Origin of the sequence: Sphingobium sp. AP50 (assembly GCF_900109095.1) — a bacterium.
In the GTDB taxonomy this organism is placed as follows: domain Bacteria; phylum Pseudomonadota; class Alphaproteobacteria; order Sphingomonadales; family Sphingomonadaceae; genus Sphingobium.
This window is the reverse complement of sequence record NZ_FNYZ01000001.1, coordinates 73,828-89,611: the sequence shown is the minus strand read 5'-3', so window position 1 is coordinate 89,611 and position 15,784 is coordinate 73,828. Positions and strand designations below refer to the sequence as shown.

Here is a 15,784-nt window from a genome sequence, read left to right as displayed (position 1 = left end):
CTGCCTTGAACGTCGTATCTAGCCGGAAGCGGTCGATCGCTGAGAGGACAGCGGAAGGTCAGCAAAGCGCCCTAAACTCTGCCGTTCGATCCGCCGGTAGATGATCCTGAAAGCTGCCGCTCGTCCACGTGGCTGCTCGGCGACGCGACGCTGGGGGCTCGCCGAGAGGGGATGGCTCCCCCTCTCGGCGCCTGACAAGCACTCGTGGGTTGTTAAGCTTGGGTCTTGTTCTTCCTTGAGGCCCGGCTGGGTTTGTTTGGCTTGGTTGCCGAGGCGGTTGCCGAATCCCGCAGTCGCTGTTGCCCAAGGTCCAGGACGCGAAAGAAGACATTGATCGGGCGGCCATCGACCCGGTACCGGACATTCAGTCCCCGCGGGCCATTGCCGACGCGCAGAACCTCATCAAGCGCCTCGAGATGATAGCCGTCCGGGGCCTCCTCGCGGGCGATCTCCTTCAACACCGTCATCAGCCGGGTGAAGTCCGAGAACCAGGCATAGGTCAGGTGATAGTAGAGCGCGCAGTCCTCATAGCCGAGCATCTTGCGGAAGTGGTGGGTCAGGTTCTCCTTCCCGACGCCGTTGCTCTGAACGATCGCCTCAATGACCGCGAGCGTGGTCAGGCCGTCCACGAGGACGAGATCCCGCTCGCCGTAATTGAAAGCGGCGGTGTAGCCGCCCTTGGTCTGGTCCGGTACCGACCAGCCGAGATGGGCGAAGCGCGCATTGAGCAGCTGCTTCACGATCGCGGTGATGTCGTCCTCATTGTCCCCGATCACGCCCGAGTTGAGGAGCGGCGCGAGGTTTGACACAGCCGACAGCACGCTGTCGAAATCCTCGGTAACGAGCGCTGCCAGGGCATTATCGCCGTCTCGCAGGATGCTCGCCTTGTCATTGGCACTGCGGCGACCAAAGCTGGTCATCGCTGCGCGAAGCCGGTGCAGATCCTCGACATCGAGGGCGAACAGCGCCTGACTAGCAGCGCCCAAGCCGCCGGTGGACGGCTCGCCCACCAAATGCGCTCGCGCTGCGTCGATGAGCGGGCTGGTGCCGAACTTGTCGATCGCCCGAGTTAGCGCCAGATGCGCCTCCTTAACGCGGCCGAGGCGCCCATAGCCGATCGCCAGATTGGCGGCGCGTGACGCAGAGTCCGATTTTTCGGGAAGCGCCAGCAGGCGGGAGAGGGCGCGTCCCGCATCGCCCACCGCCAGATCGAGGACTGCCAGATTGGCCGAACAGGTGTCCCGGTCCTTTTCGTCGGCGCCGGCCATCCATTGTTCGATCTCGCCCATCAGCTGGCGGGCTGGCCGCTGTTCCGCTCGCGCGCATTGTGGGAACGCATCGTTGCCGAGGAGTGCTACGGCTCTCGCGGCGAAGAGGTTCACCTGATAGCCTGCCTCGCCGGGATTGTCCCTTACCAGCCGCTCGAAGATCGCGACCGCTGCTTCGGGATCGCCGCCTTCCTGCCGGAGCAGTGCAAGGCCTCGAAAGCTGTCGAGTATTCGTTCGCACAACACTCGCTCGTCTGGCGGCAGAGCATCCGGAATCTGCGCCGCGGCGATCGCCGCCCAGTCGCCCTTGCGAAAGCTCAAGCGCAGCCTGTGCGCCAATTCGGTGCGAGCGCGGTCGCGCGCTGCGCCCATTGTGGTGGCGTCCTTGGCCGACTCCATCAGCAGCTCGGCTGGGCCGAGCAGGCCAGCGTCGAGCAGTGCGTCGATCCGCAAGTGCAAGGCAGTGATGCTGTAGGTCGGGATCGCCTGATCGGGTGGCAGAGCCTCGATCCGTTCCTCGATGCGCTTGCGGTCTTCTTCCGGCGCCGTCTGGTGCAGATCGGCGAGCAGCGCCGGGTCACGCAATTCGAGGCACGCCGCAAGCAGCTCCTCACGGTCGTCCCGGTGCAAGGCGGATAGCGCCGTTCCCAGCAAGGTCCCGATGCTGATCTCGGCAGGGTGTGCCCAGGGCAGCGCGGAGAATCGCGGTCGGAACGCCGATACCCTCAAGGCGGTGAGATCATCCTCGGAACCAGCGCGGACATGGTCGGCCAACGCGATAATCAAGTCATCGGGTGCGTCACCTGCCTCACTTGCGGCAGCGCGGGCGAAAGTTCGGGTGACTGCCTCGATCGACCGACCCACCTGCCACTGGGTTTCAAGATCGGTATCGGCGACGCCCTCGAGCTTGTCCCTCCAGTCGATGGGATAGAAAAAACGGGAGAAGCTGGGCCTGCCGCACCGCCGCGCTAGCCGGACCAGCGTGGACGCCGCTGCTTCGGAGAGGCGGTTAGCGGAGAGCTGGTGATGTCCCTTTCGTACGGTCGCGGCGAACAGCGCTGGAAGCGGATCGGGATCGACCGCCTCGACGAGCCCGGCCGCAGCGATCAGGTCGAGCGCCGCCAGGAATATTGGCGCGTCGAGCGTCTCCAACTGCGCCGTCGCCGCAAGAGCGGCGGCGATCGGCGCTGCGGCGCCTTCGAGCGCCTGGAGCGTGTTGAGAACCATCGTGGCAGTCGCGTTGGCGGTTGCGAGGCGACGCGGCCGACCGTCGGTGTCATACACCGCCGCCAGGAGCGAAGCGGCCTCAAGCGCAAGCGCGCCCGTCTCATCTGCCTTGAGGAAGCGTAGCAGAAGCGCGAGGCCGTCCTCGAGCGCGGGGATCGCAAACTGGGCGGCGGTCTCGTCCTCTCCTGCCCAGGCTGGACCTGCGGTGCGGACCGACAGCAGCCATATGCCCAGCGCGCATGTCGCCGGCCGAGCCAACAGGTCCGCGATCGCCAGAGGGTAGAGCTGGGTGCGTTCCAGTATCGCGCCGAGCAGGTCGGGCCGCTCGATCGCGAGATCGACCAGACGGGCAAAGTGCGGATCCGGGACCATACCGTGCTGGCGCCGCTCGATGTCCGCCGAGATGAGGAAGACCAGGTTCCGTGCTTCCTCGAACGCATCGGTGCGCATCCGCGGAAGTTCGCCCAGGACTGGATCGCCCAGCCACCGTGCGCGGCCAATCAGGGTTGAAGGCAGGTGCGGGATGCGCTCCAGCGTCGCGGCTTCTTCCCGCGCAGAGGCGCGCATCATTTGGTTGGCGGTTGCCAGCGGGATGTCACACCAGGGGATCAGGGCCGGTTCGGTTTCAAGCCGATCGAGGACCAGGTTCGTGAAATGCTGGGCCACCGAGGCCTCCCAGACTTCGAAAGGCGCGAGGGGGACATGATGAAGCAGGGCCCAGCGATCCAGCCACCAGCGCAGCGGATCCGAAACGTCGGGACGATTTTCCCAAAGGCGCGCAGCGACCCAGGCCGGAGTCCGGCACTCGAGCTTCTCGATGTCGCGTTCACCCGCCTCGATCGCGCCGATCAGGGCGGCCAGCGCCTGGCTGATCGGCGGCACCTTGGAGAAATCCTTTGCGATCCCGAAGCGGTCCCCCAGAAGGGGGCGCAGTACGGGCGACAGGGTCGGGGCACGGGATGACGCCACCGACACCGTCAACGGGGTCACGACCCGCCCGAACAGAACCTGGAACCAGCCATCGCGGATCAGGTCATCGAAGGTCAGGGCGGTCGAGCCGGCGCACGCCGTGGCATAGCGTCTGCGCGAGTCGGCTTCATCGGCGGCGTATTCGAGGCGGACATGCTCCAGCAGCGCGAGCATGTCGGCATCTTCGACCGTTTCCTCCTGCGCCGACGCATAGAGCGGTCTCTCCCGTTCCAGGGGACGCAAACGCATGCGCAGCTGGTTCCGGACGTCGTACAGGGTGGTGCGGGGGGCGCTGAGGTCTCGCATCAAGTTCAGATAGGAGCTTTCGGGTCATGGCGCCACGTCCGCGCCGGCGCATCGAGGAGCAGGATTTGGTTCAGTTTGGTTCGATATCGAAACCGTGAAAAACGACGCGTGAGCGCATATATCTTTTCGAATGTCGAACAATGCCTCCCCTCCTGCAACGAAGCCAGCCAAAACGGGCGTGAAGCGACCGGCACCGGCTTCCGATCTGCGAGCCGCCCTGCTCACCTTGCCGGCGACCCGTGAAGGGTTCGAGGGCCTGACGGCGCAATTGATCGACGCCGCCACCGGCGGAGCATTGCGACTGCTGGCATCCGGCGATCAGCTGGGAGTCGACGGGATCGCCGATCCTCATGGCGCGGGACCGCGGCGAGCGATGCAGTCGAAACGCTACAAGCCGACGACCTCGCTCGATCGGACCTGACTTCTTGGCAAGATGGCTGCTGCCAACAGTGCATGGCCCGGCATCGACTGCTGGGTGATCGCTTCCACCCGTGAACTGCAGGGCACCACTGCCAAGGCCGTGCATGCCTTCGCCGAGCAATTGGGATGGGGTCTGGTGGCGCTCGACTGGAGCGAGATCGCGCCAAGCTTTCCGCGGCTGGCGACGCTGTGCGCAGCCTATATCGACATTGCCTGTGGCTGGGCGCCTGTCGCGAAGCTGCGGGCGTCGCTCGACGCACTGGCGGCGACACCGGGGTTCGAAGCCGCCCGCGACAAGCTTATCATCGAGCTCAAGGGCGCTGACACCGGGTTTGCTTCCGCAAGAGCTGCGGGCCTTGCCGAGATTGAGCGTATCTTTGCGGACGCTGAGGCGGCGCGCGCAATCGCCGGCCCATCGCCCGCGCTGCTTGCCCAGGCGCCGCCGATTGAACGCGCTGGACTGCGCGCGATGGTCTCGGGCTGGTGGGACGGATCCGCCCAGGCTGGTGTGCTTCTCGGGATCGAGGGGACGGGCAAGACCTGGGAGGCGCTGGACGCGGCGCGCCATCTCGCGGGCCTGACCAATGGACCGATGCCGATCGTCATCGGATCGGCGCGGGCGGCACAGGCAGCCGATGGCGAGGCCGCGCTGATTTCGGCACTCAGCCGGATCGGCGAGGCTGCTGGATTGAAGGTCGCCCACCCGTCCACTTTCTGGCAGCGGCGGTTCTGCGCTCTTTGGAATGCTGGACCAGACCCATATACAAATCCCCCGCTAGTAGCTTCCCGCGCCCGCCAGACGGACATCGCGATCGCCACGGCAACCGACAGGAGATCACCAGATGCTGCGATCGCCGCACCAATCTCGAAGATCTTAGGCGCATAGGCGTCGAAGTCGAACACCAGAAGAAGAAGGCGAAGGGCTGACACACCCGATGGTCGGCGATTCAGCACCAAGGTCGGCCCGACTCAGGCTGATACGCGAGGGCGTGTGCTGTCCATTTTGCGTCGCCGCCCAGACGCAACTGAAGGCGATCAGCAAGACCGCGAATAGCTGGCCCCAATGGATTTTGGTCGCGGACATCAGCGCTCCTCCCTTCAACTGCGTTGTCAGAAAGCGCGCCAACACACGGCCGAGATGAGGCGCGTCGTACTCTAGCGCAGGAAAACAAGTCCTGGAGCATCCCGAAGAAGGGGCTTTCGTCCATGACCCCGAACGACTACGCTGCGCTTGCAAACTGATCTGGCCGAAAGCTGGATTGCCGTGGGGGAACCCACATAGACAACCTGCGAAACAGGAGTTGGAATATGGCCGTTCCGCAATACTCGAACCTATTCACTTGTCTGCATGACGAGCCGGAACCCGTGGGGGCACTTGGCCGTGGGACGCATTACTCCATCTTCAGATGCGTCGAATGGCTCGACGTTGCACGCCGGCCCTTACAGGTCCCTCAAATCCACGATTTCGCTGTCGTCTGGGACGAAGACCATGACACGCGTGTCGTTGAAGCGATCGAGCGGATATACATGGCTGGCCTCTTGTCGCCCGTGCAGTTCATCGGTGAACGGAAGGGCTTCCTGACCGTGATTGTCGCCGCGCGCTTTTACTTCTATGGAAGTGAGGAGCAGCTCCAGGCATATCGTCGCGCCATCGAAGCCATTGCGGACGATCTCGACGATCCGTGGACGGTTGAAATTGGCAGTTTCGATCGCCAGCCAGGCAGTCCGCATCAGACCTTCCCAGAGGCGATCATCAGCGACAATGAACATCGCGTAAGGCTTTATCTGGCGAACATCGATTCGCTTTGGAGCCTTGGGACAAGAGCGTATCGGCCATCACCGACTGCACCGCATCTTCTGATGCCTGCTGCATCATCGCCTGGAGTGATGCCGAATTCGCCCGCACCACGCATTTTCCCACCGGGCGGCGTGCTGCCGCCAACAGGAGACTGACGGCCATGCCGTTCAAGGGTTTTCGAGGATATCTGGCCGAAGTGGAGGACGGCGATCGCACGCTCGAGGTGATGGCCTTCTATCACTTCGCCGCTGACGACGTGCTCGCGCAGTTCATCCTCTCCAACATGCTGACCGAGGACCGTAAGCAGGTCGATCTCGGCCAGGGTCGTATGATTTATTTTCACACCGCGCATGTGACGCCCGGCCAAGATCATCTGCATTTCTACCAGAATGGCGCCAAGCTCTACGCGATCAATCGTGATGGGTCCGCGCACGATGCAAGCCATGGAAAGAAAATGGCGCGCTGGGCTCAAGACGGCGTGAAGGATAATTATCCCGGTTTCACGCTGCCGAAGAGCAAGCTCATCGAGACCCTTCTCGATCACGAGGGCTCGTCTCTGCTGATGGAGAGTTCCGGCAAGGCTGACCTGGTGCTAGTGTCCAAAGCTATCCAAATTCTCGCGGTGGAGGAGGCGGCGAAGGCTTGATCGGCATGGTCAAACGCCGCTTACCTTTCCGCGGCCCAAGCTCCCGTTACCCCGAGAGGCATGCCCCAACATCCGTCTGAATCACGTTGGAAAAAGCGAATGTCGCGATCAGTGCGCCGGCGACAGCCAATATCGCGAGGACGGCGCGGTGCCAGCATGGCGGCGAGACCGGCCCGAGGGTTGCCGGAACTGCTCTTCCTGCAGTTCGGCCGAGGTGAGGAGCTCCAACAGTCCCCGCCGGCAAAGGTCCGCGATGACCGAGGAGCAGAGCCTCGCCATGCAGCGCGACTACGCAATGAAGGACGGTCGCCGCGAGATTGATGTCCGCCTATCCCTGGCCTACTACTTCATCACGCGGATAAACCTGGACCTGCCGCCGGCCAGCACGCGAATCTGCCTGAGCAACATCGACGAGGTAAGTGAAGTGATCGACGACACCAAGGCCGGGTCGAAGACGCGCATCCTGGAGCGCAAGGGACGGTCGGACGGCCTGAACGCGCGTTGATGGAGGGCGGGGGCGCGGCGACTCAGGGCGGGGTCGGCTACCAGGACCAGGTCGCGGCGCTGTACATGGGGCGCATGCTCGACCAGCGGCCCCGGCCGCCGAAGGACCGGCCTGAATCGGTCAGGGTCGAGGCGACGTCAGCAGTCGACGACGCGCTCGTCGAGATGGCAGACGGCCGCCGCCTCTTCATCCAGGCAAAGCGCGCGCTCGCCACCAGCGGCGCGGCTTGGACGGGCATGTGGAAGGCCTTCGCCAACCAGGCGACAACAGACTTTCGCCCTGGCGACTCGCTCTCCCTCGCGATCGGCGAGACCACGACTCTGGCAACCCGCCTCAGGGAAATCTGCACGCGCTCGAACGAGCCCGACGTCGTGGAGTGGCATCAGAGGCTCAGCGAGCCACAGCGCCGCCTCGCTGCCGCGATAGCGGTTGCGCTCGGCGGCGACGACGCTCTAGCACTGTACGTATGTCGGCAGCTCGACGTCGACATCTGGCCTGCGGAAGGGCTGGCGCGCGACTACGCGCCGCTCTGGATGCCGGCGTGCGACCAGTCGCCGGACCAGCTCCACGCCGTCCTTACCGGGATCGCGCTCGAGGGCGCCGCCACCCGCCAGCGATTCGCGCCTGCCGAACTCTACGACCGCCTGCGCGCGGACTGGGACATTCGCATCGATTCGCCTGAGTCGTGGGGAGCGGCACGCTATCGCGGAGCGATTGCGAGGTCCGCCGTCGTGACGCTGCCGGGCACCGGCTTCAGCCGACCGATAGGCGATGACTTCCTGTGGCCGCGCTGCCTACCCTACGACCGCGGCCGCAAGTCGGACTTCGACGACGACGCGCCGCGGTGGCGGAAAGCGGGGGACTCGGCCGCGGAGACACTCCGGGACTTCCCTAGCGCCGATCTGGATTCGGTCGTCCTCATCGCCGGCCCTGGATTCGGGAAGTCCACCCTGGTCCAGGCGACCGCGGCGAGGCTCGCAAACGATGGGCTCCTTCCAGCCATCATACGGATTCCCGAGCTGGCAGACGCTGGCTCCGGCATCGCCGAGTTCCTTGCGAACGAGGTCAACTCGGCGTTCGGGGTCGGCATAGACTGGGCCGCCGCCGGCGGCGCGGGCACGCTCGTCCTGCTACTCGACGGCCTCGACGAGGTCTCAGGATCCCGGCGAACGGCGGTGCTGCAGAAGCTGTCCGACTACCGCGCCAGCTCGCCTCAGGTGCGATGGCTCATGACGGTGCGGGATCCCGCTGCCCTCGCCATGCCCGAAGGTGCGCGCGTCCTTGAGCTGGCACCGCTGAGCGACGAGGAGATAGACCGCTACGTCGAATTCTATCGGCCGGGTGAACCCGCACTGCCGGCGCTGATACGCGAACGCCTGCGCGGGCGGCCCGACCTGAATCGCCTGGTGCGCATCCCGATATTCCTCGCGCTGATGCTGGTGCTCCGGCAGGAGGAGAGGAACATCAGCAGGGGCGACCTGCTCGAGACCTATCTCGAAGTCCTGTTCAACCCCAAGGACTACAAGTCGTCGCAGGACGAGGCCGTCGATCCGACCGCCCTGCGCAAGATCGCTGAGCGCGCCGCGTTCGAGGCACTGGAGGATGACGATGTGGGCATGGGCGCGCAGGCCCTCGATGGGTGCACCCACCACCTGGCACCGGAAGTCGGACCTGACGTCGTCCGCCGCTCCCTGCTCAGCCGAGGCGTGATACGGAGGGTCAACGCGGTGCGCTTCGACTTCCCGTTCCCGATCGTGCAGGAGTTCCTGGCATCGACCGAGCTGCTGCGGAACCACGCGCCGGAGCTGGAGGCGCGCCTTGCGATGATTGCGCACCGTCCGTGGGCCCAGGCGATCCAATTTGCGCTCGAGCGGCATCCCGATCCCGAACCGCTAGTGCGGCATCTGCTCTCGACGACTGACGACGCCTTCCACACCGCGCTCCGCCTGACAGGACGCTGCGTCTCGAACGGGATGCGGCTGCCGGCATGGCTCCGAGACGAGGTGGGCGACCGTCTCGTGGCGATCTGGGGCCGGACCTCTTGGCGGACCGCCGAGCTCGTGGCGGGCATCATCATCGACGCGTTCTCGCAGCCCCTCCACCCGGCAGTTCGCGAGCGACTTGGCGACCGGCACCTCATCCATCACGGCTCGGACGCGATCCTGGCGCGGCACCGAGACCAGGCTCTAACGTTGGATGTCATGGCGCGGCTGCTGGCCGGCGACATCGAGCACATGCTGAACATCGGCGAGTTGCAGGGAGAGGTGAACCGCATCGGAGGACCGGTCTTTGCGATGTATGTCGGCGCGGCGCTCACCAACCCGTCAGACGGCGCATCCGGGGTTATCACGGCTCTTATCTCGCACATGGGCCGCGGGTCGGTCCTCGAAGTCGACGCCCACGACGCCTTCTCGAATGAGGAACTTCCGATCGGGGTCAGGCTGGCAGCCTGGGTGCATACGGACGCGCCGGTCGACGACGTGATCGAAGGCCTGATCTCGGAGGCGCTCCGCGTCGACGACTATGAGCACCGTAGTTCCGCGGCGCGGGCGCTGAGCGTCCCAGCGATGAGCACGGAGGCGACGCTCCGGCCACTCCTGGACCCCAATCTGGAGGATGAAACGCGCGAGAAGGCGCTGGACTACCTGCTGGCGGACTGGCTCCGCTCGAAGGAGCGCGGCCGCATTGAGGAGCTGGCCCGCGACAAGTCGTTGCCCAGCGCTCTGCGCGATCGCGCGGAACTCTTCGCCCTGGCCGCCGGCGCGGTGGAACTGATCGACCCGCTCGTCGAGCGTATGTCGGCCATGGACGCACAGATGGTGGCCGCCGTGGCAATCATGTTCGGGCATGTGCTGCGGCGCGGGCCGGTCGAGCGCGCTGTCGAACTGATCGAGGCCCGGAACTGGTCCCCCGCCGATCGGTTGACGATCGCGCATTCATTGATCACGGGCCTGACCTACCGAATGGAGATGTTCTCGTTCCGGTCGGGCACGCTTCATCCGATCCCGCCACACCCCGGACGGGCGGTTCCCCTCGATCTCATCAGGCGGTGGCTCTCGCTCGGCGGCTACACGGCACGAGAGCGGCTAAGTCTCGCGCTGGAAGCGATCCGGATCGGGGCGTCCTCAGGGTCGGAGCTGTCGGTTCTCCTGGAGGATGCGTTGAAGGAACCCGCCGACAGCCACGCGGCGGACGCGTCTACCGCCGGGCGGGCCATCGAGGAGCTGGAAAAGGGGCCCAACCGGCTCACTCTCCCGCGTCTCCTCGAACTGCTGGCCGAGGAGGACTACAACATGTCGTCTTCAGCAGCGAGCGTGATCGCTGGGCGGGGAACCAGAGAGGCAGCCGACTCCCTCATAAGCGCCTTCGGTCGGCTCGAGGACGGTCACCTTAAGGGAGCGGTCCTCGACGCGCTCGAACCGCTGGCCGGGCGGCTTGGATTGCGCGTGACGCGGGAAGGCAAAGAGCTTCGCGCCGTCAGCTCGCGCTGAGGACCCATCAGTCCTCTAAGGCAGGAGCCGACACTGGCGATGTCTGTTTCAGCCACTAGCAAGCCAATTGCTGCCAGTCAGCAACCGGCCACCTCTGCTCCTTCAGGACCGCGAGTGGCTCCGCCAGCGAACGTCAGGTTCTGGGAGGAGCAGACGTTCGAGCTGCCAGCACAGATCGGCCGCTTAGTCCCAATTCAGGGCCTTTAAAAGAGAAAGGGACGCCGTCACGATAGACGGCGCCCTTTGTGCACTGGGGGGCGGAATTACTTGGCTTCGGTACCGACCGGGGTGGTCTTGGGTGCCTTGCCATCTTCGACCCGGCCTTCGTTGCGAAGGTCGCGTCCTTCCTGAGCTTTCTTTTGGGCCTCTGGGGACTTACCGTGCTCGTTCAGCTCTTCCTTGACATAGCCTGCGGCTTCCTTGGCCTTGCCTTCGATGCTCATGCTATTCTCCTTCGATTCAAAAACTTGATTGTCACAAGGAACGAGGGTGTCAGCGGCTTAGTTCCCTCCCGCCTCTTATCAGTCAGTAGTCGCGCGGCAGGCTGTCAGGACCTTGAGGCTCGCATATTGCACCAACGTCGCCCGTCCGACCTTCACAGTGTCGAGATCGCCGGACTGAATAAGTTCGTATATGCGCGATCGACTGAGGCCCGTGATGCGGACGGCGGTTGAGATACGAACCGTGAGGGGCTCGATCTTCTGCTCCCAAGCCCGCTCGATCATGGCCGCCCCTTTCGCGCATCATCGCGCGCCCGTGCAAAGTTGCGGTCGCTTTCAAGAAACGAGGCCAACATCGCCGGGATCAATTCGGTAACCGGCTCCTCACGCCCGTAGGCTTGGGCGTAGATCGCGGCATAGTCGTTGAGAGCAGCCTGTAAATCCGGGGTGATGGTAATGGCGAGCTTGACCGGCGTGCGATCGGGCAACCTTGCAAGTTTGATATCGACCATGTGTCAGCTCCCTGCATTTTTGCGCCATGGCGCCAGTATGAGATCGCGGGTCACCAGCACGCGGACGGGCGCGCCCGGCCGGATGGTGATCGTCGGCTGGATGTCGAGATTGCGCTGTGTGATCTGGTCGCCGGCCCTCGCGGTGCTCGACTGAGCAGACTCGCGGATCGCCTCCAGGAGATCGCTCTCGCCAGAAATCGACAGCTCCGATCCGACTCCCAGCATCGTGGCGATGGCGACGCCCTTGAGCAGGGTCCAGGTGTGAAAATCCACCTTGTCGACAAGCCCGGCATAACCCGCCGCGTCAGTCGCCGGCATGTTGTCGAGCCATACCGAACTGCCATTCGGCAAGATCAGGCGCTGCCATATGACCAGTGCCCGGCGCTGTCCAAAGGCGACGACGGAGTCATACTTGCCGATAAGGCGCGCACCCTGCGGCACGAGCAGGATGTTGCCCGTGACCGTATCGAACACGTTCTGCGTGACCTGCGCAGTGACCATGCCAGGCAAGTCGGAGTTGAGCCCGGTGATCAGGCTCGCTGCAATCACGCTGCCGGCAAGCAGGCTGTTGGGGGACATCGGCGCCACCAACACTCCTGAATTGACATCGCCACCATCGTCCTGGGCAGACGCGAACTGTTCCTTGCGGGTTCCGGTGGCGGTCGGATTGGCCGGCTGGCTATCGAGCGTTGTGGCACTTGCGCTTGCCGGGGCCGCCGCGCCGCGGCCGCTGGTAGTCTGCGCCATGAGCCCGGACTCTCTTGCAGCCTTGAGATCCGCTAGCCGCTGCTGGCGTGCCGCCGCAGCGGTATCGACCGGCGTGGACGCGGTCGCGGCTTCCGCCCGTTCCTGCGCACGAAGGATCGGCCGACCCAGGTCGCCAGGCAATGGCGGACCGAGTTTAGGCGTATCGCCATAACTGGTCGGCAATTCGGACAGTGCGTCCGAGGCCGACTTCGCCATCGGCTGCGACAGTTCGCTGTCCTGGACGACGTGCCGGAATACCTGCGGCTTCAGCGCCATCCAAGCGACGCCTACGAGGCTGACCGAGCCGAGCGCGGCTGCGCCGATGATCGCGCCCCGGCGAAAGCGTAGCGCCCGCGCCGGTCGCGAGCGAATGCTCAGCGTTTCGGGATCGAGCTTCGCCGCCGGTATGGTCGGCTGCTCGGTGGCGAGCGTGTCAGTCATGCGCCCCTCCGCTTGGAAGGGCGCGACACGCGGTCGATGCGCACGACCTCGCTCTTCTTCAGGCCGAGGCGAAGCTCGGCGGCGTCGAAGATCCGGTCGACGACGTAGAAGCGGTCGCGCTGCCGATAGTTGACCAGTTCAGCCTTCCCGTCTGCACCAAGGACGAACAGAGGTGGCGCCTCGCCGACGCCAAGCGATGCGGGGAACTCGATATAGGTCTTCGTCCCGTCGTCGAACGCGCGGAGCGGACGCCATGCAGGACGGTCGCCGCTGACCGCATAGTGGAAGTGCAACTGATCGATGGCGACGCCGGCGGCCACCGGCGCTGCGACCTGGGCGGCCTCCGCCTTGCGTTGGACCGCCAGCAACTCGTCCTGGGGATAGGTCCACCGCATTGACGACAGGGCGGTCGCCGAGGTGCTTACCAGCCGGACATGGTACGCGCGGCGATCGGTGGTGATGACAAGGTTCGTCAGCAGGCCCGCCGAGAATGGTTTCACCAGGACATGCGTCTGCTTGCCATCCCCCGAGCCGCTGGTCGTGTCTCCGATCACCCAGCGGGCGGTGTCGCCGCTGGCGACCGCAACGAGGTTTTCGCCAGACTGCAGGATGATGTCAGTCACCAGCCCCGGCGCGGCATAACCCGCGAAGATCGTGCCCTCGCTGAAAGGATAGACCTGTGCCCCGGCGATGAAGCCGAGGGCGACCGGTTCCACGGTGGCGCTGCGCGTCGCCGACCGGACCGTCTTGAGTGTTGATGCGGAGCGTTCCTGCGCTAGCGCCGGGCAAGCGAGGAGCATTCCGGCGATCGCCGGCAGAAAGACGAGCTTCATGGATTCTTCTCCTGGGGAGAGGGGGAAACCGGCATCACGGTCTGGGCCCCGAGGTCGGGATCGAGCGGCGATCCCATGGGCACGTGCGCGGCAGGTTGTTGTGCGGGTTGCGCCATGGGCGAGGAAGCGGGCGTGGTGTCGAGTTCGCGGCTCCAGTCGATCGCATCGATGTAGATGCCCAGAGGGTTCTTGCGCAGGACGTCGGTCGATGCTGGCGGGCGCGTGACGGTGGTAAGAATGGCTGTCCATCGGCTGCTGCCCGCCTGTGACCCGCGCTCGAACGCCGTCTCCGTCCACTTTACCTGGAACGACTTGTCCGACGCACGCACGACGCTGGTAACCTGCACCGACACGGTATGCTCGCCGACGCTGGCGAACGGCGACGCCGAGCGGGCATACTCGCCGAGGAACTGCGCGCCTCGCTTGGTCGCGAAATCATAGGCCTCGAGCCAGTCGCGGCGCATCAGCACCGGGTCGAGCGATACCGACCGGACGTTGGTGATGAAGTGCGAGAGGTGCCAGGCAACCTGAGCGTCGGTCGGCTGATACGCGACATCGGCTGCCAGCACGGCGCGCGCCTCGCCCAGCCGATCCACCTCGACGACATAGGGCGTCACCCGGCTCTGCAAGGATTGCCAGGCGAGGCCCGCCGAGGTGCCGGCGGTCAGCGCGAGGCAACCAAATGCCATCAACCGCCAGTTTCGCGCCTGCACCCGTGCTGAGCCAATCCGCTCATCCCACAATTGTCCTGCGCGCTGGTACGGCGTCTCAGGAGGTGGTGTGCGCCCGTAGCGCTGCGCGCTTCGCTTAAAGAACATGGCTCAGTCGTTCCTTTCGTTGATGTCCGGGGTGGCGGATCCACCGCCGCGATCGCCCTGCTGGAGCGTGTGGATCGCCTGGCTCTGGCGATGGCGGCTCGTTTGCTGGTCGCGCATTGCGCGTGCCCAGGCGGGCGTCCCGCCGGCATCCCCGCCGCCGCCCGGACCACTCGGGTTGGATGACCGAGAGCTTTGGTTGAGCGCATTCCAGGCAGCCTGACGACCGCCGGCCGCGGCTTCGCCGAGACCAAGAGCGCCGCCCACGCGCGACCGCGCGGCATTTCCTGCTGCACGGGCCACACCGCCGAGGCCCGTGCCGACCGATGGGGTGGCGGCGGTCTCGCGGCCAAGCTGGTAGGCGGTCGATGCGGCCGACCCCATTGCCGTGCCCGAGCGGACAGCGCCCAGTGCAGCACCACCCAAGGCGCGCGCTCCGCCCACGGCGGCGCCGCCAGCCAGCATCGTCACCCCGGCAGCGCCGACGGCGGTGCCGAGGGCTGCGCCAGCGCCCAATTGCGGCGCGCCGGACACCAGGCCAGAAGCGATCGTCGGTCCGAATATGCCCAGGCCGAACAGGGAAAGGCTCGCGAGCACGACGCTCATGGCCTGGCCGATGTCCGGCTCCTGGCCTTGCAGCGCGTCGGTGAACTCGGTGAAGAAGTTGGAACCGATGCCGACGATGACGGCGAGCACCATCACCTTGATGCCCGAAGAGACGACGTTGCCCAGCACGCGCTCGGCAAGGAAACTCGTCCGGTTCCAGAGCGCGAAGGGCACGAGGATGAAGCCGGCCAGCGTGGTCAGCTTGAACTCGAGGATGCAGACGAACATCTGCACCGCGAGGATGAAGAAGGCGACGATCACCAGCGCCCACGCGAACAGCAGGACCATGATCGTCAGGAAATTGTCGAAGAATGTCGTGAACCCGACCATCTCGCTGGCCTGTTCGAGCAGGGGCCACGCTGCAGAGAAGCCCGTTCCCGCAAGCCGCCCGGGCTTGAGCAGGTCATTGGCCGAGAGGGTGCCGCCACCCGCCGTCAGGCCAGCCTGCGCAAACGAGCGGAAGATGATGTCGGCCAGCGTCGAGAAGCTGTTCAGGATGAAGGCGAACGCGCCGACGTAAAGGATCTTGCGCAGGAACCGGCCGATGACATTGTCCTCGCCGCCCATCGCCCAGAACAGGCCGGCAAGCGTGATGTCGATGCCGATCAGCGTCGCGGTCAGGAATCCGACATCGGGCCCAAGCAGTCCGAACCCACTGTCGATGTAGGTGATGAACGCCTGAAGGAAGCGGTCGATGACATTGAGGTCGTTCAAATGACTGCCTTCCTGATGGAGCGAAGAGGTGTCGCGGGGCGCGGCG

Annotated in this window: 14 protein-coding genes; 6 read left to right on the top strand and 8 right to left on the bottom strand. The window is 65.1% G+C overall.

The genetic code is table 11. The features are described 5' to 3' along the window. Positions 1–212: 212 nt before the first annotated feature. Entirely contained in the window at positions 213–3,773 is a 3,561-nt protein-coding gene (locus BMY84_RS00455) for a tetratricopeptide repeat protein (RefSeq protein ID WP_143074955.1), read from the bottom strand. A gap of 175 nt (positions 3,774–3,948) precedes the next feature. Here BMY84_RS00455 and BMY84_RS00450 point away from each other — a divergent pair, with 175 nt between their 5' ends. The 6 genes from BMY84_RS00450 (at position 3,949) to BMY84_RS00425 (ending at position 10,630) form a co-directional block, all read left to right on the top strand. After that, on the top strand, positions 3,949–4,191 hold the full coding sequence (locus BMY84_RS00450) for a hypothetical protein (RefSeq protein WP_143074954.1): 243 nt from the start codon (positions 3,949–3,951) through the stop codon (positions 4,189–4,191). Between the two features lie 12 nt (positions 4,192–4,203). After that, positions 4,204–5,076, top strand: a complete 873-nt coding sequence (locus BMY84_RS00445; RefSeq protein WP_093079310.1) for a hypothetical protein — start codon at positions 4,204–4,206, stop codon at positions 5,074–5,076. A gap of 422 nt (positions 5,077–5,498) precedes the next feature. Continuing rightward, positions 5,499–6,143, top strand: coding sequence for a hypothetical protein (locus BMY84_RS00440; RefSeq protein WP_093079308.1), 645 nt, complete (start codon positions 5,499–5,501; stop codon positions 6,141–6,143). A gap of 5 nt (positions 6,144–6,148) precedes the next feature. After that, positions 6,149–6,634, top strand: a complete 486-nt coding sequence (locus tag BMY84_RS00435) for a hypothetical protein (protein ID WP_093079306.1) — start codon at positions 6,149–6,151, stop codon at positions 6,632–6,634. A 253-nt stretch (positions 6,635–6,887) separates the two neighbouring features. Beyond that, complete coding sequence (locus BMY84_RS00430) at positions 6,888–7,139, top strand: hypothetical protein (RefSeq protein WP_093079304.1); 252 nt, start codon at positions 6,888–6,890, stop codon at positions 7,137–7,139. Then, positions 7,139–10,630, top strand: coding sequence for an NACHT domain-containing protein (locus BMY84_RS00425; protein ID WP_093079301.1), 3,492 nt, complete (start codon positions 7,139–7,141; stop codon positions 10,628–10,630). Before BMY84_RS00430 ends, BMY84_RS00425 begins: the two co-directional genes overlap by 1 nt. A 263-nt stretch (positions 10,631–10,893) precedes the next feature. Here BMY84_RS00425 and BMY84_RS00420 read toward each other — a convergent pair whose 3' ends face one another. The 7 genes from BMY84_RS00420 to trbL all read right to left on the bottom strand — a co-directional run bounded on the left by BMY84_RS00420 (position 10,894) and on the right by trbL (position 15,738). Next, positions 10,894–11,073, bottom strand: a complete 180-nt coding sequence (locus tag BMY84_RS00420; RefSeq protein ID WP_093079299.1) for a hypothetical protein — start codon at positions 11,071–11,073, stop codon at positions 10,894–10,896. A gap of 78 nt (positions 11,074–11,151) precedes the next feature. Beyond that, positions 11,152–11,355, bottom strand: coding sequence for a DNA-binding protein (locus BMY84_RS00415; protein WP_093079296.1), 204 nt, complete (start codon positions 11,353–11,355; stop codon positions 11,152–11,154). Then, positions 11,352–11,582 (bottom strand): DUF2274 domain-containing protein, encoded by a 231-nt coding sequence (locus BMY84_RS00410; protein ID WP_093079293.1) that lies wholly within the window; start codon positions 11,580–11,582, stop codon positions 11,352–11,354. The genes BMY84_RS00415 and BMY84_RS00410 overlap by 4 nt, the downstream gene beginning before the upstream one ends. 3 nt (positions 11,583–11,585) lie before the next feature. After that, complete coding sequence (locus BMY84_RS00405) at positions 11,586–12,770, bottom strand: TrbI/VirB10 family protein (RefSeq protein WP_093079291.1); 1,185 nt, start codon at positions 12,768–12,770, stop codon at positions 11,586–11,588. Further along, positions 12,767–13,603, bottom strand: a complete 837-nt coding sequence (gene trbG / locus BMY84_RS00400) for a P-type conjugative transfer protein TrbG (protein WP_093079288.1) — start codon at positions 13,601–13,603, stop codon at positions 12,767–12,769. The genes BMY84_RS00405 and trbG overlap by 4 nt, the downstream gene beginning before the upstream one ends. Beyond that, positions 13,600–14,421 carry a conjugal transfer protein TrbF gene (gene trbF / locus BMY84_RS00395; RefSeq protein WP_093079287.1) on the bottom strand — a complete coding sequence of 274 codons (822 nt, stop codon included), beginning with the start codon at positions 14,419–14,421 and terminating at the stop codon, positions 13,600–13,602. Before trbF ends, trbG begins: the two co-directional genes overlap by 4 nt. Positions 14,422–14,424: 3 nt before the next feature. Then, positions 14,425–15,738, bottom strand: a complete 1,314-nt coding sequence (gene trbL, locus BMY84_RS00390) for a P-type conjugative transfer protein TrbL (protein WP_093079284.1) — start codon at positions 15,736–15,738, stop codon at positions 14,425–14,427. Between the last annotated feature and the right edge of the window lie 46 nt (positions 15,739–15,784).